The sequence below is a fragment of the Pseudomonas sp. TNT2022 ID1044 genome (assembly GCF_028656895.1).
In the GTDB taxonomy this organism is placed as follows: Bacteria; Pseudomonadota; Gammaproteobacteria; order Pseudomonadales; family Pseudomonadaceae; genus Aquipseudomonas; species Aquipseudomonas reinekei.
Map to the genome: position 1 here is coordinate 293,473 of NZ_JAMDHB010000025.1, position 20,012 is coordinate 313,484.

Annotated in this window: 20 protein-coding genes and 1 pseudogene; 18 read left to right on the forward strand and 3 right to left on the reverse strand. The window is 57.4% G+C overall.

All coding sequences use genetic code 11. From position 1 onward, the window contains the following. Positions 1–28 precede the first annotated feature (28 nt). The 17 genes from M5G20_RS26670 (at position 29) to M5G20_RS26750 (ending at position 17,055) form a co-directional block, all read left to right on the forward strand. Positions 29–760, forward strand: coding sequence for a TetR/AcrR family transcriptional regulator (locus M5G20_RS26670; protein ID WP_263286174.1), 732 nt, complete (start codon positions 29–31; stop codon positions 758–760). Positions 761–1,106: 346 nt separating this feature from the next. Continuing rightward, positions 1,107–2,171, forward strand: coding sequence for an amidohydrolase family protein (locus M5G20_RS26675; RefSeq protein WP_020300781.1), 1,065 nt, complete (start codon positions 1,107–1,109; stop codon positions 2,169–2,171). Beyond that, positions 2,171–3,022, forward strand: a complete 852-nt coding sequence (locus tag M5G20_RS26680) for a fumarylacetoacetate hydrolase family protein (protein ID WP_020300780.1) — start codon at positions 2,171–2,173, stop codon at positions 3,020–3,022. The genes M5G20_RS26675 and M5G20_RS26680 overlap by 1 nt, the downstream gene beginning before the upstream one ends. Positions 3,023–3,035: 13 nt before the next feature. After that, a complete protein-coding gene (locus M5G20_RS26685) occupies positions 3,036–3,938 on the forward strand; it encodes a 3-hydroxyacyl-CoA dehydrogenase (RefSeq protein WP_083376141.1) in 903 nt (300 codons plus the stop codon). Beyond that, a complete protein-coding gene (locus tag M5G20_RS26690) occupies positions 3,935–5,110 on the forward strand; it encodes a thiolase family protein (protein ID WP_083376142.1) in 1,176 nt (391 codons plus the stop codon). Before M5G20_RS26685 ends, M5G20_RS26690 begins: the two co-directional genes overlap by 4 nt. Position 5,111: 1 nt before the next feature. Beyond that, on the forward strand, positions 5,112–5,615 hold the full coding sequence (locus M5G20_RS26695) for a carboxymuconolactone decarboxylase family protein (protein WP_273921648.1): 504 nt from the start codon (positions 5,112–5,114) through the stop codon (positions 5,613–5,615). 139 nt (positions 5,616–5,754) lie between these two features. Next, a complete protein-coding gene (locus M5G20_RS26700) occupies positions 5,755–7,032 on the forward strand; it encodes a cytochrome P450 (RefSeq protein WP_273921649.1) in 1,278 nt (425 codons plus the stop codon). A gap of 112 nt (positions 7,033–7,144) precedes the next feature. Next, positions 7,145–8,452 (forward strand): amidohydrolase family protein, encoded by a 1,308-nt coding sequence (locus M5G20_RS26705; protein WP_083376144.1) that lies wholly within the window; start codon positions 7,145–7,147, stop codon positions 8,450–8,452. A 110-nt stretch (positions 8,453–8,562) separates the two neighbouring features. Then, positions 8,563–9,711: an acyl-CoA dehydrogenase family protein gene (locus M5G20_RS26710; protein WP_273921650.1), complete on the forward strand. Its 1,149-nt coding sequence runs from the start codon at positions 8,563–8,565 to the stop codon at positions 9,709–9,711. After that, on the forward strand, positions 9,711–10,784 hold the full coding sequence (locus tag M5G20_RS26715; protein WP_273921651.1) for an acyl-CoA dehydrogenase family protein: 1,074 nt from the start codon (positions 9,711–9,713) through the stop codon (positions 10,782–10,784). Before M5G20_RS26710 ends, M5G20_RS26715 begins: the two co-directional genes overlap by 1 nt. Then, the gene (locus tag M5G20_RS26720; protein WP_273921652.1) at positions 10,781–11,581 is read left to right on the forward strand and encodes a crotonase/enoyl-CoA hydratase family protein; all 801 of its coding nucleotides are present in this window, start codon (positions 10,781–10,783) and stop codon (positions 11,579–11,581) included. Before M5G20_RS26715 ends, M5G20_RS26720 begins: the two co-directional genes overlap by 4 nt. A gap of 42 nt (positions 11,582–11,623) precedes the next feature. Further along, on the forward strand, positions 11,624–12,748 hold the full coding sequence (locus M5G20_RS26725) for an acyl-CoA dehydrogenase family protein (RefSeq protein WP_273921653.1): 1,125 nt from the start codon (positions 11,624–11,626) through the stop codon (positions 12,746–12,748). 24 nt (positions 12,749–12,772) lie between these two features. Beyond that, positions 12,773–13,324: a glutathione peroxidase gene (locus M5G20_RS26730; protein WP_273921654.1), complete on the forward strand. Its 552-nt coding sequence runs from the start codon at positions 12,773–12,775 to the stop codon at positions 13,322–13,324. Between the two features lie 4 nt (positions 13,325–13,328). After that, the gene (panC, locus tag M5G20_RS26735; protein WP_273921655.1) at positions 13,329–14,213 is read left to right on the forward strand and encodes a pantoate--beta-alanine ligase; all 885 of its coding nucleotides are present in this window, start codon (positions 13,329–13,331) and stop codon (positions 14,211–14,213) included. Then, positions 14,210–15,067, forward strand: a complete 858-nt coding sequence (locus tag M5G20_RS26740) for a cache domain-containing protein (RefSeq protein ID WP_273921656.1) — start codon at positions 14,210–14,212, stop codon at positions 15,065–15,067. Before panC ends, M5G20_RS26740 begins: the two co-directional genes overlap by 4 nt. 42 nt (positions 15,068–15,109) lie before the next feature. Continuing rightward, positions 15,110–15,850 carry an alpha/beta fold hydrolase gene (locus tag M5G20_RS26745; protein WP_273921657.1) on the forward strand — a complete coding sequence of 247 codons (741 nt, stop codon included), beginning with the start codon at positions 15,110–15,112 and terminating at the stop codon, positions 15,848–15,850. Then, complete coding sequence (locus tag M5G20_RS26750; protein ID WP_273921658.1) at positions 15,850–17,055, forward strand: MFS transporter; 1,206 nt, start codon at positions 15,850–15,852, stop codon at positions 17,053–17,055. The genes M5G20_RS26745 and M5G20_RS26750 overlap by 1 nt, the downstream gene beginning before the upstream one ends. 81 nt (positions 17,056–17,136) lie before the next feature. On the opposite strand, the pseudogene M5G20_RS26755 reads toward M5G20_RS26750, so the two are convergent. Next, positions 17,137–17,247, reverse strand: a pseudogene (locus tag M5G20_RS26755) (integrase); the annotation flags it as partial. Between the two features lie 527 nt (positions 17,248–17,774). On the opposite strand from M5G20_RS26755, the gene M5G20_RS26760 reads away from it, so the two are divergent. Then, entirely contained in the window at positions 17,775–18,587 is an 813-nt protein-coding gene (locus M5G20_RS26760) for an inositol monophosphatase family protein (RefSeq protein WP_273921659.1), read from the forward strand. A 162-nt stretch (positions 18,588–18,749) separates the two neighbouring features. Here the strand turns inward: M5G20_RS26760 and M5G20_RS26765 are convergent, their stop codons facing one another. Together M5G20_RS26765 and M5G20_RS26770 are read right to left on the reverse strand one after the other, a co-directional pair. Then, positions 18,750–19,226, reverse strand: a complete 477-nt coding sequence (locus M5G20_RS26765) for an antitoxin Xre/MbcA/ParS toxin-binding domain-containing protein (RefSeq protein WP_273921660.1) — start codon at positions 19,224–19,226, stop codon at positions 18,750–18,752. Positions 19,227–19,340: 114 nt separating this feature from the next. Continuing rightward, on the reverse strand, positions 19,341–19,571 hold the full coding sequence (locus M5G20_RS26770) for a BPSL0761 family protein (RefSeq protein WP_273921661.1): 231 nt from the start codon (positions 19,569–19,571) through the stop codon (positions 19,341–19,343). Positions 19,572–20,012: the final 441 nt, after the last annotated feature.

The following is a 20,012-nucleotide window of genomic DNA, read 5'->3' on the forward strand; positions in this document are numbered from 1 at the left end:
TTCTTACTCTTCATGAGCCCGTCACTCCATGCCAAAAGCCGCATCCAAGAAAGCAGACGCGCCTGCGCCGGCACCCAGGTCCAAAAAAAATGCGGCGCCTGATGCAGGAGCGAGCCCGGTTAAACCCGTAGAACGCCGTGCTGCCGCCAACTCTGTTGCAGGCACCAAGGTCAAGCCGAATCGCCGTTCCGAAGAAACCATTGCCAACATCCTTAAAGCCACTGAAGAAGTCGTGCTGATGTCTGGCGCGGATCGTATTTCAATCCTGGATGTGTGCCAGGTAGCGGGTGTTTCCCGTGGCACCTTTTATCGCTATTTCGCCTCGCAAGAAGACTTGTTGGATACCTTTTCGCGCCACAAGCGCGAGAGTTTTCACAGCTCGCTGTCCCAGGAACTCGGTCACATCAGTGATCCGGAAGCGCGCTTGAACGCGCTGTTTGCCTATCTCGACAACTACCTGGAGCAAAGTCGGGCGCGCCGTCTTCTGGTGGTTGCTCCCGACTACGCACTGGGCTTCTTCCGACGAATTTTCCACGATTCGATCGTGCGTTTTCAGGATGGCCTGGGCATCGTTTTCGACGATTGGGACGAACGCCTCGGAGTGCGTCTTGATCGTGAACTGATCTGCGAAATGATCATTCGGTACGTGTTGAGCGAAATTCTCGTGCCAGAAGCCGCAGGGCGTCGATTATTCCCGGTCCGGGTGAAAAAACTCCTGGGCGCGCTGATCATGGGGTCTACCTCGCGCACACGCCGCTGACGTTCAAGCACTGCCCATCACGCTATCCAAAGCCCCCGTATATCGGGGGCTTTGCGTTTCCGTACGCTAATTTTTCCCCGCCTGCATTCCACTCTTTTTCGAGACTGGCTCAAAATTTTGGACCCCTATAAGCATTTTTCGACGCGGGTTGAAGGCTCTGGGTCAGGCGTCTTCGTGCGTCGATAAAATAAATTGAACAGTATTTTGATTTCTGCTCAATTTAATCTTAAGCTCTGATCTTGGCAGTGAGCCGTCGGCTTCCCCTTCTCGTGGCTACTTGAACCAGGTCACGTGAAGGCACCGCACAAATAACCAACAAAAAGTGCCAACTTCGAGGTACCTAGACATGCTTATCGATCTTCACGCCCACGCACCGCACCCTGGCTATTACAACCAGCACCCTCACTGGGGGCCGTTCTTCGAGCAGCACGCCGATGGCGATATCAAGCTGCGTGTTGGTGACTGGATTCTCGGTCTTGGCTCGCCAGAGCGTAAGGCTGCCGTGCGTTCCGGCAAGGGTCCCAAGCTTGAAGAGTATTTTGCTCGCTGGGCTGATCCGAAAGTGCGTTTGGCTGGCATGGACGCGGCGGGGCAAAACCTGCAGGTGGTTTCCGTTCCGTCCCACTGCTACATGTACTGGACCGAAGCCGAATTCGCCGTCCCGTTCGCCCGTACCGTCAACGAGACGCTGGCGGAATACTGCTCTGCAGCCCCTGATCGCTTGATGTTCTGGGCTCACGTGCCTTTGAATGCGCCAGAAGCGGCGGCGGCTGAATTGCGCTACGCCTGCACCGTACTGGGTGCCAAGGGTCTGGTCGCTGGCGGCGCCAACTTCGGCGGCCTGGAGTTTGATTCGCCGGAACTCGACGTGGTGTGGAAAACCCTCTGCGACCTGGATCTGCCGATGTTTATTCACGGCTACAACCAGTCGGTCACCTGGGGCAAGAACGCCAACGACGACCGCTACGAAACCACCGCTATCGTGGGCATGCAGTACGACGAAAGCCGTTGTTTCTGGAACCTGATTTGCGGTGGCGTACTGGATCGCTTCCCTGACCTGAAGGTGTACATCACCCATGGTGGCGGCTATGTCCCGTACCAGCTCGGTCGTCTGGCCAAGACCAACGAGAACCTCGACGTCAAATACAACAAAAAGCCGCTGCTCGAGTACATGAAAAACTTCTACTTCGACGTAGAGCTGCATGAAGTACCGATGCGCCAGGCCTTGGTCGATATCATCGGTGCAGACCATGTGCTCTACGGCAGCAACTTTGGCGGTAGCGATGCCGTGCGTCACGACCTGACGCATGGCCTGAAGTTGTCCGACGCCGATTTGCGCAAGATTCGCTATGAAAACGCATGCCGCTTGCTGCACATCGATCCTGCCAAGTTGGGCAAGGTAGGTGCCTGATGAAACTGGCGCGATGTGAGTATTTTGAAACGGGCGTTTTTTGGGCGGTGGTCGATGTCGCCCAAGATCAGGTGACGCCGATTTCCGGCAATTTCAAAGACTGGGCGCCTGGCGTGGCTGCCGGACGCGGCATCAGTTCGTTGCGTTTCGCCGGCCCAGCGCTGCCACTCTCAAAAGTTCGTCTGTTGCCACCGATAGAGCCCGTCAACCGGGTGGTCGTGGCAGGCGCCAATTACGCCAAGCATTTGGTGGAGTTTGGATTGAGTGCGCCGTCCCAGCCAGTCGCCTTTCTCAAGGCCTATGGCGCGCTGATTGGCGCCAATGACCCGATCCGCTTTCCACCGTTGACTGAAGAGCTCGATCACGAAGTTGAATTGGTAGCGGTCATCGGCACTGACGAGATTGACCTGGAAAACCCGCTTGCTTGCGTGCTCGGTTACACCGTCGGCAATGACGTCAGCGCTCGAGACCTGCAGCGTAGCGGGCCGGCGGGTATTGGCATGGATCTGTTCGCAGCCAAAAGCCAGGATCAAACCACCGGACTTGGTCCCTGGATCGTCACGAAAGATGAATTTCCGCAAGGGTCACCGACGCTGCGCCTGACCTTGAAAGTCAATGGCGAAACGCGCCAGGACGGCTCCACCGGCGAAATGACCTGGGGTGTTGATCATCTGATCCGCTTTGTCCAGCAGCGCTCGAGTTTTGCCTGTGGCGATGTGTTGTTCACGGGGTCGCCGGCGGGAGTGGGGATGGGCACCGGTCTGTTCCTTAAGGAAGGCGATGTGGTCGAAGCCAGCGTCGAAGGCATTGGCACGTTGCGCAATGTGGTCAGTAAAAAGAACCGCGCCTAATCGAGAGCCAAACATGAACGCCAATAAAGAAAAAGTAGTCGTCGTCGGTGCGGGTCTGATGGGCACCGGTATTGCGCATGCGTTCGCCAGCTCAGGTTTCAGCACGGTGTTGGTCGACACCAATGCCGCTTCCCTGACAAGCGCCAGGGCGAGCATCGAAAAAATCCTCGCCGATGGCGTGCGCCTGGGCAAAGTCAGCGAAGAAAAAGCCCAGCAATCGTTGGCCAATCTGCTGACCTGCAGCGACTTGAGTGAAGCGGCGAGTGGTGCCAATTGGCTGGTAGAGACGGTCTCCGAGCAGTTGGCAGTGAAGAAGGCGGTGCTCGCGCAGGCGGCGCCACTGCTGGCGCCGGACGCGATTATCGCGACCAATACGTCGGCCCTCAGCGTGACCGAAATTGCGGCGTCAGTTGAGTGTGCAGATCGTGTGATCGGCATGCACTTCTTCAACCCCGTGCACAAAATGAAACTGGTGGAGCTCGTGCGGGGGTTGGCGACCAGTGATGAGGTGGTGGCGCGCACTCGCACCCTCTGCGAGCAGATTGGCAAAACCTCGATCATCGTCAACGAATCGCCAGGACTGACCACCAGTCGCATGTCTGCCCTATTGGGTAACGAGGCGATGTGGATGCTGCAGGAAGGCACCGCGACCGCCGAAGACATCGACACGGCACTGCGTCTGGGCTTCAACCATCCGATGGGCCCGTTGGAACTGGGTGACCTGACCGGTTGGGATACCCGGCTGTCTGTTCTGCGCTATCTGCACCAGACCCTGGGTGAGAAATTCAGGCCGTGCCCTTTGATCATCAAAATGGTTGCTGCCGGGCGGCTGGGGCGCAAGTCAGGGCAGGGGGTTTACCGCTACGAAGAGGGTAAACAGGTTCCGGGTTCAGGGCTCAAGGCGAGTGCGCTATGAAGGATATCGTCATTGTTGATGCGGTCCGCACGCCAATCGGTAAGTTCCGAGGCAGCCTGGCCGGCGTACGCGCCGATCACCTTGGGTCGCTGGTAATCAGTCGTTTGCTGGAGCGGGCCGATGTGTCGCCCACGCTGATCGATGACGTGATCTTCGGCAATGTCACGCAAATTGGTGAGCAGTCCGCCAACATTGCCCGCACGGCCTTGCTCGGTGCCGGTTGGCCGGTCACCGTGCCTGGGCTGACTATCGACCGTAAATGTGGTTCGGGCGAAGTGGCCGTGCATTTGGCCGTTGGTGCTATCGCGGCGGGCTCCGCTGATATCGTGGTGGCGGGTGGCGCGGAAAACATGAGCCGCGTGCCCATGGGCAGTAACCGTGAAATCCACGGCGAGGCGTTTGGCTGGATGGCAGCGCAACGCTATGAACTGACCAGTCAGGGCGAGGCTGCTGAACGTATCGCCGACAAATGGGCGCTCAGTCGCGATGCGCTGGATGATTTCGCTTTTGCCAGCCATCAGCGCGCTGCCGCGGCGTCCGATGCCGGTTATTTCGATAATGAAATAGTGCCGGTTGCGGTCGAGGAGATACGTGAGCAGGTGCTGACGGAGCCAGTTGCTGTGTTGCGCTACGACGAAACCATTCGCCGTGATACATCGCGGGAAAAACTGTCGACGCTTAAAACCAGTTTTCGTCCGGACACCGGTCGAATCACCGCTGGCAACTCGTCACAGATCTCCGACGGAGCAGCGGCATTGCTGTTAATGAGTGCCGAAACCGCGAAAAAACTCGGGCTCAGGGCTCGAGCGCGGATTGTGGCGTTCACAACCGTCGGTTCCGATCCGACATTAATGCTCACCGGCCCGATTGCTGCCACTCAAAAGGTGTTGAGCCAGGCTGGGCTGAACATCAACGACATCGACTTGTTCGAGGTCAATGAAGCGTTTGCCTCGGTGCCGCTAGCCTGGATGCAGGAGACAGGTGTGTCGCACGACAAGTTGAACGTCAACGGTGGCGCTATTGCCCTCGGTCATCCATTGGGCGCCAGTGGTGCGCGATTGATGACCACCTTGTTGAACGAGCTTGAACGCCGAGGCGGGCGTTTTGGCTTGCAAGCCATTTGCTGCGCCGGCGGTATGGGTACGGCGACCATCATCGAACGGCTCGATTGAGATGGCACGTCTACCGCTGATCCCGCTGGATGCCATGCCGTCTGCGTTGCAAGACGCGGTAGAGCGGGGCAGGCGCAGTCGCATGCTCAGTTCAACGACGCCGGTGCAGGTCTGGGCTCACCGACCCAAGGTAGCCCTGGCCTGGCTGGGTTTGATGGAGAGCCTGCACAGCGACAGCCTGCTTGATGAGCGTTTGCGCGAGTTGGTGCGGCTGAAAATCGCCAGCATCACCACTTGCCAGGCCTGCCAACTGGCGCGCAAGTCTGACGCAGTGACGGAAGAGGATATTGCGTGCATGGCCACAGACAGCGAGGCCTTCACGCCAGCCGAACGTGCCGCGTTGCGTTATGCCGAGTTGTTTGCCAGCGATTACCTGGAGATCGACGACACGCATTTCGTGCGACTCGGGGAGTTTTTCTCCGACGCCCAAGTGGCAGAGCTGGGGCTGTACTGCGCCCTGATGTTGGCGGGTGGCCGCATGACACTGGTGCAGCAGGCCTACTGACACGTCTCGCAGCACAAATAGTTAATCGAAATATTAATAAGTGTCCAATACAGATCTGGTCAGGCCTATTATCAGGCGGAAGGTATGGCCTTCAGCAGCTGCCTGACAAAAAATAATGACAAAAATAGCGGAGACGATTATGTCCACACCGGCGCAGAACGACCTGACAAAGGCTTTCACCGACGTAGCCAGTAATTATCGCGGTACCAGCGATATCGACCTGCACGCGACTTACCGCGATATGCGCGCCAATTCGCCTGTGCTGAAAGGCAACTTCATGGCGAGTCTGGGCGTGCCGTCGATTGCCGGCCTGGATGCCAACCGGCCAACCTTCACACTGTTCAAATACGACGATGTCATGGCGGTCATGCGTGACGCCGGCACCTTTACCAGCGGTTTTATCGCCGAGGGGCTGGGGGCGTTTTTCGATGGTTTGATCCTTACCGCAATGGACGGGGATGCTCACAAGAACATCCGTAACCTGCTGCAACCGGTATTCATGCCCGAGACGGTGAATCGCTGGAAGGAAACCAAGATCGATCGGGTGATTCGCGAGGAGTATCTCAAGCCGATGGTGCCGGCCAAGGGCGCCGACCTGATGGACTTTGCCCTGTATTTTCCGATCCGGGTGATTTACTCGTTGATCGGCTTTCCCGAGGATCGTCCCGAGCAGATCGAGCAGTACGCGGCCTGGGCGCTGGCCATCCTGGCGGGCCCGCAAGTCGATCCGGAAAAAGCCGCCGCGGCCCGTGGCGCCGCGATGCAGGCCGCTCAGGCTTTGTATGATGTGGTGAAAGTGGTGGTGTCCGAGCGTCGCGCTGAGGGCGCATCGGGCGATGACCTGATCAGCCGGCTGATCAACGCGGAGTATCAAGGACGGTCGCTGGACGATCATGAAATCGCCACTTTTGTACGCTCACTGCTCCCGGCTGCCAGCGAAACCACGACTCGCACCTTCGGTACCTTGATGTCGTTGCTGCTGCAAAATCCGGATGTGCTGGAGCGGGTGCGTAATGACCGAAGCCTTGTAAACAAGGCCATCGACGAAGCGGTGCGCTTCGAGCCTGTGGCCACTTTCAAGGTGCGTCAGGCCGCCAAGGACCTGGAGATTCGCGGTGTAGCCATCCCCAAAGGGGCAATGGTGCAATGCATCGTGACCTCAGCCAATCGCGACGAAGACGCCTTCGAAAACGCCGATAAATTCGACATCGACCGCAAGCCCAAACCTTCGTTTGGTTTTGGCTTTGGCCCACACATGTGTATCGGTCAATTCGTGGCCAAAACCGAGATCAACTGCGCACTGAATGCGATCCTCGATCTGATGCCCAACATCCGTCTCGACCCAGACAAACCCGGGCCGCAGATCGTCGGCGCACAGCTGCGCGGTCCGCACTATCTGCACGTGCTGTGGGACTGATGGACTGTGTGCCTGAATTAATATGAACACATTCAAAAAATGTGTTTAATTAGTTAGTGATGTGCACTATGATTCAGGCACAACAACAAGCCCGAATGCGAAGGGGAAAACAATGAAAGTTGAAGATCTGATTCTTGTCAGCGTCGATGACCACGCGATCGAGCCGCCGAATGCTTTTGCTCGCCATATGCCTGCCCGTTTCAAGGGGCGTGAGCCGCATGTGGTGAAAAAGGGTGATCGTGATGTGTGGGTCTTCGAGGAGCAGGCCACTGGCTACATGGGCCTTAACTCCGTGGTTGGTCGACCCAAAGAGGAATACGGCATGGAGCCACTGGGCTACGACCAGATGCGCCGTGGCACCTGGAACATCAAGGACCGCGTCGACGACATGAACGCCAACGGCGTGCTCGGTTCATTGTGTTTCCCCACCTTCCCGGGCTTTGCCGGCCAACGTTTCCAGGTACACGCTGATCGCGATGTGTCGATGGCGGCCATCCAGGCCTACAACGATTGGCATTTGCACGATTGGTGCAACGCTGCGCCAGGCCGCTTCATTCCGCTGATGATCGTGCCGTGGTGGGACATGAAAGCCGCCGCTGCTGAAGTCGAACGTCTGGCCAAACAGGGCGTGCACGCACTTTCGCTGTCGGACAACCCGGCTATTCATGGCTATCCGTCGATCCACAGTGATTACTGGGACCCGCTGTGGAAAGCCTGCAGCGATAACAAGGTGGTGATCTGCTGTCATATCGGTACCGGCGTGAAAGCTCAACACGCTTCGGATTTGTCGCCTATCGACGCCTGGATTACCTCCATGCCGATTTCCATCGCCAACTCCGCCGCTGACTGGATCTGGGCGCCGATGTGGAAGAAATTCCCGGACCTGCGCATGGCGCTTTCCGAAGGCGGCATCGGCTGGATTCCTTATTTGCTGGAGCGTGCTGACTTCACCCACCGTCACCACAACGCGTGGACCAATTCCAACTTCGACGGGAAGATGCCCAGCGACATCTTCAACAAGCACTTCATCACCTGCTTCATTGAAGATAATTTCGGCCTGAAGAACCTCGATTATCTGAACGCCGAGATGGTCACATGGGAAAGCGATTACCCGCACTCCGACTGCACCTGGCCGAACTCGCCGGAGACCGCGTGGGAAGGGTTGCAGCACCTGCCTAAAGAAATGATCGACAAGGTCACTCACTTGAACGCCATGCGTGAGTTTTCCTTTGATCCGTTCTCCATCCATGGTCGGGAAAACTGTACGGTCGGCGCGCTGCGGGCTCAGGCCACGCACGTCAGCATCGAGCCAGCGCTGGGCTTGGGTGGTGCCGATCACGGTCGCCATGACAACAAGCCGGTCACTTCCGGCGACATCAATGCGATGTTCGCCGACGCTGACGCGCAAACCGCGTTGTAAGTTGCCGCTGTTCCTACAGTCGCCGGCCAACGGCGACTGTGGAGCGGTTGCCGTTCTGTGGTCGCTTCGTTCGGAGCGATTGCGCCTGTGTTCAGCGTTAGAGAGCGCATATGGCCATCAGTCAATTTTCCTACAGCAATATTCCTCCCGAGGCGGAAGCGCTTCGCACCGAAGTGCGGGCGTTCATTCTCGACACACTGGCCGATTACCCCCCAACCTTGAGTGCGCAGTCCTGGATGGGCTTCGACGCTGAGTTCAGCAAGAAACTCGGCGCGCGAGGCTGGGTCGGCATGGCCTTGCCCAAAGCGTATGGTGGTGGCGAGGCGGGTCCTTTTGCGCGCTACGTGATCATTGAAGAATTGCTGGCCGCCGGTGCGCCGGTATCGGCGCACTGGATCGCCGACCGGCAAAGCGGGCCGCTGATCAATCGCTTCGGTACCGAGCAACAAAAACGGCACTACCTGCCAGCCATTTGCCGGGGTGAAAGCTACTTCTGCATTGGCATGAGCGAACCCAATTCCGGCTCGGACCTGGCTTCGATCAAAAGCACTGCGGTGCGTGATGGCGATAGCTGGCTAGTCAATGGCCAGAAGGTCTGGACCACCAACGCGCACCATTCGCAGTACATGATTGCTTTGGTGCGTACCGGTGAAAAACAAGCGGCCCGGCATGAAGGCATGTCGCAATTTATCGTCGACCTGAGCCTGCCCGGCATCACCATCCGCCCGATTCGCGACCTGGCCGGTGGCGAGCACTTCAACGAAGTGTTTTTCGACAATGTGCGGCTGCCCGCCGACGCCTTGATTGGCACTGAGGGCAAGGGTTGGGATCAGGTGACCGCCGAACTGGCCTTCGAGCGCAGCGGCCCTGAACGGTTCCTCAGTTGCATGGCGTTGTTGAAAACACTGATCGACGCGGTGGGCAAGACCCCTGACGCACTACAAGCGCGGGAGATCGGGCGACTGTCAGCCAAGCTGCTGACGCTGCGCAATATGTCGTTGTCGGTCACGGCACAGTTGGCAGCGGGTGAACAACCCGCCTGGGCGGCGTCCTGCGTCAAAGACCTTGGTAATGCCTTCGAGCAGGAAATCCCCGAGGTTGCCCAGCTGTTGCTGGAAACCGAGCCACGGCAGGACGGCGGCAGCGAGCATGCACGCGTACTGGCTTACCTGACACAGATGGCGCCCTCATTCTCACTGCGCGGGGGCACTCGTGAAATTCTGCGCGGCATCATTGCCCGCGGCCTGGGGTTGCGATAATGCGCGAGATATTCGAAGCGACGATTGAACGCCTGTTTGCCGATCTGGCGACGCCGGCTTACGTGATGGGCTGTGAAGGTGGCGAATGGCCGGCCGAGTTGTGGGCCGCGCTGGACGAGTCGGGCTTCACCCAGGCGGGTGTATCCGAAGCGCTGGGTGGCGCTGAAGCCAGTTGGGCCGATATGTATGTGTTGGTCCGAGCCGCCGGGCGCTTTTCAGTGCCCGCGCCACTGGGTGAGGCGTTGCTCGGCAACTGGCTGCTGAGCAAGGCCGGCCTGGAGGGAAGGGCGGGTGCAATCAGCGTGGCCGCCAATTCCGATCTGGTACTTGAAGGCGAGCGCGTTTATGGCACCGCCTGTTCGGTTCCTTGGGGGCGCAACGTTGAAGCGGTCGTCGCCATCGCCAATAGCCCAACCGGAGTTGCGCATGTGGTGCTGCTGCCGCGAAGCGCGGCGAGCGAGCTGACGTTGAGTCTGAATGTGGCGGGCGAACCGCGCGATGATTTGGGTTTCACCAGCGCCCAGGTACTGGCGCAAGCGCCGCTGCCCGGCGGGCTCGACGCCAATGTTCTGGAGTTGGGCGGCGCAATGTTGCGCGCGGCACAGTCTGCCGGGGCATTGCATGGGCTATTGGACATGACCGCCAACTACGCCGGTGAGCGCAAGCAGTTCGGCAAGGCGATCGGTTCTTTCCAGGCCATTCAACAGCAGCTCGCCGTATTCGCTGAGCAGGCCGCCGCCGCCGGCATAGCGGCCGAGGCAGCCTTCACGGAATCCAGTTCGGGGCTCGCAGCGCTGACCATTGCCGCGGCAAAAATCAGCACGGCCGAAGCCGCCAGCGTTGGTGCCGGCATCGCCCATTCGGTGCATGGCGCCATCGGCTTTACCGAGGAATATCCGCTGCATCTGCTCACCCGTCGGTTGTGGGCGTGGCGCAGTGAATTCGGCTCGGCCAGCCTTTGGAGCCAGCGCCTGGGCACTCAGATATGCCAGGGCGGCAGCGATGGATACTGGTCGTTGCTCACCCGCCATGGCCAACAACCCTTAACCCGTCTCGCGAGTAATCCGGTATGAGCCCGTTTCTTCAGATTGAGCGCGAGGGCGGCATCGTCACCGTGCGCATGAACCATCCCGACACGCGCAATGCCCTGACGACGCGCGAGCAGATCCAGGAGTTTGTCGATCTCTGCGCCGAACTGCGCCGTGACATGTCGGTACGGGTCATGGTGCTCACCGGTACTGGCAGCGCTTTTTGTGCCGGTGGCAACGTCAAGGACATGCACGAGCGCGGCGGCATTTTCGCCGGCTCGCCGTATGAACTGCGCAATACCTACCGGGACGGCATTCAGCGTATTCCCCTGGCGATTTATGAGCTGGACATCCCGGTGATCGCCGCGGTTAACGGCCCGGCGATCGGTGCGGGCCTCGATCTTGCCTGTATGTGCGATATCCGGCTGGCGGCGCCCAAGGCGATCTTCGCCGAGAGTTTCGTGCGCCTGGGCATCGTTCCGGGTGACGGCGGCGCCTGGCTGTTGCCGCGCATCATCGGCATCCCGAAAGCCAGCCTGATGGCGTTTACCGGTGACGCGATCGACGCAGCCAAGGCGCTGGAATGGGGCCTGGTCGAGCAAGTCTGCACCCACGAAACGCTGCAATCGGAAGCGCAGGCGCTTGCGCGCCGAATCGCCAGCAACCCGGGTCATGCGTTGCGCCTGTGCAAGCGCCTGCTGCGCGAAGGCCAACATATGCGCCTCGATTCGCTGCTGGAATTGTCGGCGGCGTATCAGGCGTTGGCGCATCACACCGAAGACCATCATGAAGCGGTGGCGGCTTTTGTCGACAAGCGCGATCCCAATTACCAGGACCGCTGATTACCCATCGCCCAATACAAGAATCGATCTGGAGTAAGCAAAATGCGTGGCGTATTTCGAGAAGACCACAACATGTTCCGTGATCAGGCCCGCCGTTTCGTCGATCGCGAAATCGTGCCCTACCTGCATGAATGGGAAAAGAACGGCATCGTTCCCAAGGACGTCTGGCTCAAGGCCGGTGAGAACGGATTGTTGTGCTCTACGGTCCCCGAAGAATATGGCGGCCCCGGAGGCGACTTTGGTCACTCGGCGGTTATGATCGAAGAGCTGGCGCGGGCCAACGCTACCGCCGTGGGTTTCACCACCCACTCGGAAATCGTCACGCCTTACATCGTTGCCTATGGCAGCGAAGAGCAGAAGCAGCAATGGCTGCCGCGCATGGTCAGCGGTGAATTGATTGGCGTGATTGCCATGAGCGAACCGGGCATTGGCAGCGACCTGCGCGCCATGCGCACTTCGGCGCGGCGTGACGGTGATGACTACATCGTCAACGGCCAGAAGACCTTTATCACCAACGGTGGCAATGCCGGCCTGGTGGTCACCGCCACCAAGATTGATCCAGCGGCGAAGGAACTGACCCTGATCTGCGTTGAGGAAGACCGAGCCGGCTTCGCCAAGGGGCGTCTGCTGGAAAAGATTGGCCTGAAAGGGCAAGACACTGCCGAATTGTTTTTTGATGAAGTCCGGGTGCCCGTCGGCAATCGATTGGGTGAGGAGGGGATGGGATTCAAATACCTGACTCATCAATTGGCTTGGGAACGCCTGATCATCGCGATCCGTGCTGCGCAATCCATCGACACGCTGCTGGAAGAAACCATCGGCTACACCCGGGAGCGCAAGGTCTTCGGGAAACCGGTGCTCGACTTCCAGAACACCCGCTTCAAACTCGCTGAAGCCAAGGCCCAGGCCACCATGTTGCGGGTGTTCGTCGACGACTGCCTGGCCAAAGTGATGCGCGGTGAACTGACGCCGGAAATTGCGGCAATGGCCAAACTGCTGGGCTCGGAAATGCAGGGCAAACTGCTTGATGAGTTCCTGCAGTTGCATGGCGGTTACGGCTTCATGAGTGAATACAAGATCAGCCGCGCCTGGGTCGACGCCCGGGTCGCGCGTATCTATGGCGGCACCTCGGAAATCATGAAAGAAATCATCGGCCGTACCCTTTGAAGCACAACTGCATGAGGCAAACAGATGAGTAACTCCCTTTACGACATTTCGCTGAAGCAGATCGATGGAAGCATCCGTACCCTTGGCGACTATCGGGGCAAAGTGCTGCTGGTGGTAAACGTCGCTTCAAAATGCGGGCTTACCCCGCAATACGAGGGCCTGGAAAAACTTTACCAAGACAAAAAATCCCAAGGCCTGGAAATACTGGGTTTCCCTGCCAACAACTTCAAGGAACAAGAACCGGGTAGCGATGTAGAAATCGTTGAGTTCTGTTCAGTGAACTATGACATTCACTTTCCGCTGTTCTCGAAAATCTCCGTTGTCGGTGCGGACCAGCATCCTCTCTACGCGGAGCTGATTGCCGCACAACCCGAAACAATGGGTGAGGGCCCTTTTCGGGAGCGTCTGCAGGGTTATGGCATCGAGTCAGGCAACACAACGGACGTACTCTGGAATTTCGAAAAGTTTCTGATTGACCGGCAGGGCACGGTCGTTGCTCGTTTCGCTCCGGACATTGCGGCTGATGATCCTCGTTTGCTTGATGCGATCGAAGCTCAATTAGTCCAAGAGGCGTGAAGCGGTGCTGACAGTCGATACCGTTAACTCGCTTCGTGCGCTCGTGACCCGTGCACGAGGTGAAAACAAGAAAGTCGCACTGGTGCCGACAATGGGCAACTTGCATGACGGTCATATCTCCCTGATTCATTGCGCGAAGCAGCGAGCCGACTTTGTGGTCGCCAGCATCTTCGTCAATCCACTCCAGTTTGGGGCTAATGAAGATCTTGCCAACTATCCCCGGACGCCCGACGCCGATCGGGAGAAGTTGGTCAACGCTGGCTGCGATGTGCTCTTTGCACCTGTTGTCGAACAAATTTATCCGGATGGAATGCTCAACCAGGCCATCGTCAGCGTGCCAAACGTGTCTGAAGGTCTTTGCGGCGCGATACGCCCTGGTCACTTTGACGGGATGGCCACTGTCGTTACCAAGCTGCTGAACATCGTTCAGCCAGCCGTGGCGGTTTTCGGTGAAAAGGACTATCAGCAGTTGGCAGTCGTCCGCTCGATGGTCAGGGATCTCAATATGGTGACTGATGTCGTCGGTGCACCGACGATCCGGGCTGCGGACGGCTTGGCATTATCGTCGCGCAACGTCTATCTGAGTGACCATGAGCGTTCGCTGGCTCCCGTCCTTTACGCTTGTTTGAAGCAAATGGCGGCGAGTATCCAGGTTGAGGGGCGGGTGACTGAGCGCCAGTTGATTGAATGTCATCAACGTATAAGCGACGCCGGTTTTCAGCTGGAATACTTTGAAGTCAGGAATGCTCAGGATTTAAAACCTCTGACCAGCTCCGATACTCACTTTGTGATTCTGGTGGCCGCGCGCATCGGCAAAACGCGGCTTATTGACAATCTGACGGTGGACCTTCGGCCGTCAAAAAAATCACCAGAGGAACAACACCCATGAGCCTCTTTCGAGCGTTCACTGTCCTTGGCCTGTGCCTTGTCTCTCTTGTCGGCATGGCTCAACAAGCGCCAGCGGATGCCTATGGTGCCGACACCCAGCGTGTCAACGCCTTGCTGTTAAAAGCTGTCGCCGAATACAAAGCTAAGGGCGACACCGCCCTGGCCGAGTTCAGTCGCCAAGGAGCCTATGTCGATGGTGAACTGTACATCTACGTGGTCGATACTTCCGGTGTAATGCTTGCCAGCGGAGGGCCTTCGGTTTCACTGGTCGGAAAACCGGTGGTCAGCGTTCTGGACGACGACCTCAAGGCTGCATTCCAACAAGCCATTTCGCAGCCAGACGACGGCATTGTGCGTAGCGCCGAATACCGCTGGTGGAACTGGCAACACGGTAAGGTCGAGCGTAAGCGCGTGTTCTATCAACGTGTGAAAGATCGGGTGATCTCCGTGGGTTACTACATGCCACGGTCCAGTCCTGAACAGGCACAACAGCTGCTGCGCCAGATTTCGTCGCAAGTTGCCAGCGACGCGAATGCCACTGTCGGGCTCATTAATCAGCACGATAAGCAGCTTACCCAGGATGATCTCTATGCCTTTGTGGTGGACCTGAAAACCAAGCGGTTCGTCGCTCACGGCTTTTCGCCCCGGCTGATCGGCACTGACTTCAAGTCATTGCGCTCAACCGACGGCAAGCCGATTGGCGAGGACATTCTCAAGCAAATGAATACGCATGAAGCAGGGGAAATCACCTATCAGTGGCGCAACCCTATGACCGGGCAGAACGAATACAAGAGGACTTTTCTGCAGCGGGTGAATGGGTACGTCGTCGCCGTGGGCTGCTATGCAATCAAGTGATCAGAACAGGGACCACCGGAGCCCGCAGCAAGGAGTGTGCGCATGACTGATTTAGTATTGCTGCATGGCGGCAACCATGGCTCGTGGTGTTGGGGGCCTTTTATGGAGACGTTAAACCAGCAACCCGGATGTTTCGAACGAGTGATCACTCTGGATATGCCTGGGTGCGGCAAGAAGCGTGGTCGGGATGTTGCATCTCTGCGGCTGGACGATGTAGTCAACGAACTCAATGAAGACCTGCATGCTCTGGGTGTGAGCCAGGCCATGTTGCTTGGGCATTCCATCGCCGGGGCCGTGCTGCCGATGATGGTGCTGGCTGCTCCTCAGCTGTATTCGCAGCTGGTGTACCTAGCCTGCGCATTGCCCAGTGAAGGCCAATCCATTCTGGAGTTGCTTGGCAATACGTTACACGGCGAAAGCCCGGAACATGTCGGCTGGCCGCTGGACCCAGCGCAAACTACTCCTCAAGCGCTGGCTGTGGCCATGTTCGGTCAAGACTTGAGTGAGCAAACTCTGAGTTGGTTGTTAAGCGAAGTGAGCCAGGACACTATGCCACTCTGTGTGGCGACAGACTCCATCAGCCGTGAGGGATACTCGGGAATGATTCCGGCGAGTTACATCATCACACTGCGCGATAACATTTTGCCCGTCGACTGGCAGCGCCGTTTTGCGCAACGTGCCGGTGCTGGCATGGTGATCGAAATCGATACGGCGCACGAGCCGTTCGTATCACACCCGCAGCTGCTGGCGGATGTTGTACGGGGTATAGAGCGGCATGAGTGATGGGCGAGTTCGTTGTTTTAAGTCATGGCAACGGTAAGACAATCCGCAGCAATCGGTTGATCCTTTCCATTATCGTCTTCAACTTTATCTCCTACGTTTGCAGTGGCTTGCCGCTTGCGGTGTTGCCGGGCTACGTCCTCAATGACTTGGGCCTGACCTCAGTTTTCGCTGGTGTAATGATCAGCTCGCAGTACTTTGCAACACTCCTGGCTCGTCCGTTGGCCGGCGGTGTAGCAGATCGACTGGGAGCCAAATACGCGGTGGTGTGTGGGTTCGGTGGCCTGATGGTGAGCGGCAGCCTGACGACACTCGCCATCATGCTTCCCACCCACCTCTGGTTGACCCTGACTCTGTTACTGCTGGGCAGGCTGGTACTGGGTGCGTCCACGGCCATGATCTCCACGCCTTGCTGCACATGGGCCATCGGGTTATGTGGTGCCCCTCGGGCAGCACAGGTCATGTCGTGGAATGGGATCGCGGCCTACGGCGGTACGGCGGTCGGCGCGCCATTGGGTGTGTTGCTTCGCCATTCACTGGGCCTCGCCAGTGTTGGGTTGTGCACGGTATTGTTCGGATTGGTGTTCCTGGTTTTGGCACTGGGCAAGCGTCCGGCGCCGTTGGTGGCAGGTGCCCGTCTGGCCTTTCATCGAGTGCTGTTCGCCGTCATGCCCAATGGCCTCGTTCTGGTCTGTAGCTCGGTAGGGTTTGGCGGACTGACCGCTTTCGTCGCACTGTATTTCGACAGCCTGGGCTGGGATCACGCGGCCTACTGCCTGAGTGGTTTCGGGGCGGGTTTTATCGTTGCGCGCTTGTCGTCGCCTGGGATACTGCAGCGATACAGGGGGTACAGCGTGGTGGGGGGGTGCCTACTTGTACAAACTTTGGGCATGCTGCTGATATGGCTCGCGCCGTCTCCTGCTCTGGCCATTGCCGGTGGAGTGCTGACCGGAATAGGGGTGTCATGGATTTATCCGGGGCTAGGCGTGGAGACATTGGCGAGCACTCCTCCCGCGAACCGAAATTCGGCGCTCAGTGCTCTCTCGTTGTTCTTTGATATTGCAGTGGGGATGGCCGGGCCGGTCATGGGGCTTATTGCTTCAGGATTTGGCTATGCCGCGATTTTTCTCTGTGCGGCGCTGATGTCGATAGGCGGGTTTTTGGTGGTGCTCTGCCTATGTTGGCGAAGTGATCATCTGGGTAGCTGATAATGACTTGTTAGCCAAATCTGAACGCGACTTGCAGTACCGCTTCAAAGTACGACACGTCGAAAGGTTATCCATGGGCTAGTCTCGGACTCGCAGCTTGGTTAAGTCCCAGGCACGTAGTTTGCTGTCGATGGTCAAGTTGAAGAGCGCCAAATCACGTGTCTTCTTCGCAAGCTGGAGTCTGACCCGGATTGCCGAGAGTCCGCTACTGGCCGATTACTGTCTGTCGCGAAGGGCGATCAATGACCCTTAGGGTATCCGAGATCTGGTCAGGGGTATTAGACATGCGCACCACTTACAGCAAAAAGCCAGGCTCGCCGCTGTATACGCCGTCTGCTGGTGTCGCTTGCGCAAGGGCAGACGTTCGTCATCACCCAGAAAGGGAAAGCGGCTTGCCTGCTGGTACAGGTGAAGCAACAGGGCGCACAGTTTGAAAAGCCTGCCCCTACAATCCTTAACCACAAAAAGGATAGAGTCTTGATGGCAGCGAAATTCTTCTGCTGTACGTAAGTTCATCAGCCATTAACAGTCATTGCAAGCGTAGACTGAAGACGAAGTCCATCGAGTCATGCGGAAAGAGACAGAAGCGCACACACAGATTTTGAGAAGCGATGTTGCCAGTTTGGCTGACAGTTTATAGGCGACTGAAGCGCAATTCGCGTCGCCTTATAGTCGAGGACCATTGCATTTCCCCACCCAACCATAGGGCTTCACATTTCGTGCAAAACCCCAACCTTGAACAACTGCTCACCCAGACCATTGAGGTCGTTATTCGCGCTGGCCAGCTATTGATTGCCGAGTGGGCGAGAGTTGACGGACCACGAGGTCAAGGTGACAAGGCCGCCGTCGACGAAGAAATCGAACAGTACTTACGTCAGCATCTGCTGAAGCTTTTTCCTTGCGACTTCTGGGGAGAGGAAACCGGACATTGCCTGAGCGGCCATCCCTGGTGCTGGGTCGTTGACCCGAACGATGGGACCGCGGACTTTCTCAAGGGGCTCAAAGGCTCAGCCCTTTCCATCGGTCTGTTGCACAAACAGTTACCGGTACTCGGTGTGGTGTATGCCCCTGTCACCATTGAGGGAAAGCCTGATTGCATAGCTTGGGCAGACGGGATGGCCAAGGTGATCCGAAATGGGCAGCCGATCGAGCCACAGCTTTCTACCAAAACGTTGTCGAGACACGAGTTCGTGATGGTCAGTGACGCTGCCATCAATAGCCCTGAACTTAACAGCGAGCTCTGCCAACCCAGCACTTTTGTGGCAATGCCATCCATTGCCTACAGGCTCGCCAAAGTCGCCGCCGGGGAGGGAGTCTGTGGCGTCTCTCTCTATCCGATTTCTGCACATGACGTTGTCGCGGGCCACGCACTCTTAAGAGGGGCGGGCGGCGTTTTATTTGATGAGCGAGGCGAAGTAATTACCTACGTTACCGAAGCCAATATGCAAACGGTGTCACAACGCTGTTTCGGTGGTTCCGTGGCAGCGTGCCGCGTTTTGTTGGCTCGTGAGTGGGATCTTATTTTCACTTAATCCCCAACCAAATCGCTGCCCACCTTTTTCGAGCAACGGGTAGCGCTTTTACTTGGTCGATCAACTGCACGCTGTCCGCGGGCGTCCGGCCGAAGACATCTCGAATGAGATTTCCTAAAACCCAGGCGTCAATTAGGGGATCGCTCACGCTTTGAATCCAATCTAGGCAGGACCTCCCCATTCCAGCGCTTGAAGTACCCGTCGAACCTGCTTGCCTCCAATCTCAGTCCCACAGAGCAGTACTGGCGTACCTCCGCCGAGGGCTTTGTTTGGTTTCGACATCCAGCATACGGCCATATTTCTATTTTGGAACACCTGTTCAGCCAAATGGCAGACCACGGCAACTCGATCTAGCCGTTCTGAAGCGACGGAGTTGAGGGGCTTTTGTTCACGGCTGCGCCGCTTGATCGTGGAGATTGACGCGTTGAGGAGCATCTCCAAGCTACGCCCCTGAAGGTCAAAAGCTATGCGGACCACTTGGAAAAGTTGAGCGGAAAACCCTACTTTGATCTGAAGCAGCCGCTCGGAATCATTAAGCAAAACGCGATTGGCGCTGAAATCCGAGAATGCAGCGATAGCGGTATCACGCAATTCGCCTTTCTTGTTTAGCTGACGCCGAGCGGTCGTTGGGGTATTCATCGGTTCAGTATGGATGAGCAACGGTGAACTTGGATGGAGCCTTCCGGGAAGGGGGCGGCGAACTGTCACCAACAAATCATTTAGAACAAATCGTGTGCGATTTTGGGCCTGCTTTCAACGAGCAATTGTAGAGCTGAATACGGGCCCCAAAGCTCCCAAAGGCAAAGTGTCGCTATGTTCCTCTATTCGTCCCGCCAAGGCCACCTCATCTCGCGTTGGAAAGTGTCTTAACAAAAACTTCGCATCACGCCTCACCCGATCTGGAAGGGAGCTATCTCGGCTTAGCTCAACTAGAAATTCGCGAGTCTGCACCACCGCGCGTGAACGCTCGTCTGGCATCGTCATTTTGTATCTCCATGAGGGCGAGTATGCACAGTTGCTGTGGCTTGCGGCTAAAATCCATCGCTCATTGGTTGGTAGTGAAGTTCCTCGGGATGTTCATTCTACGTCGGTGTACTTGGCTTGCGAGACCGAACCGACAAATGCAATGTTTGGTTCCGCGCTCGCGGGTTGAGTGTGTCAAGGTCGCAAAGAGTCTTGATGGTTCGCCTGCGCCACAAATATCTACGCGAGTTGATCTTCGGTTCGATGACTAAATACAGCCTGGGGCCTCGCGGAGTGACGTTGGCGACACCTTACTCGCCGTTTGAGGCCAGTTGAAGTTCATACAATACTGACTTTTGAATAGCTTCACGTAAGGCGATCTGCATCCACAAGGGAGCCTCACAGTCGGTAAGTTGCTTGAATTCAGACGGGGCCATCTTGGTGTTGCCGCTGACCGAAAAC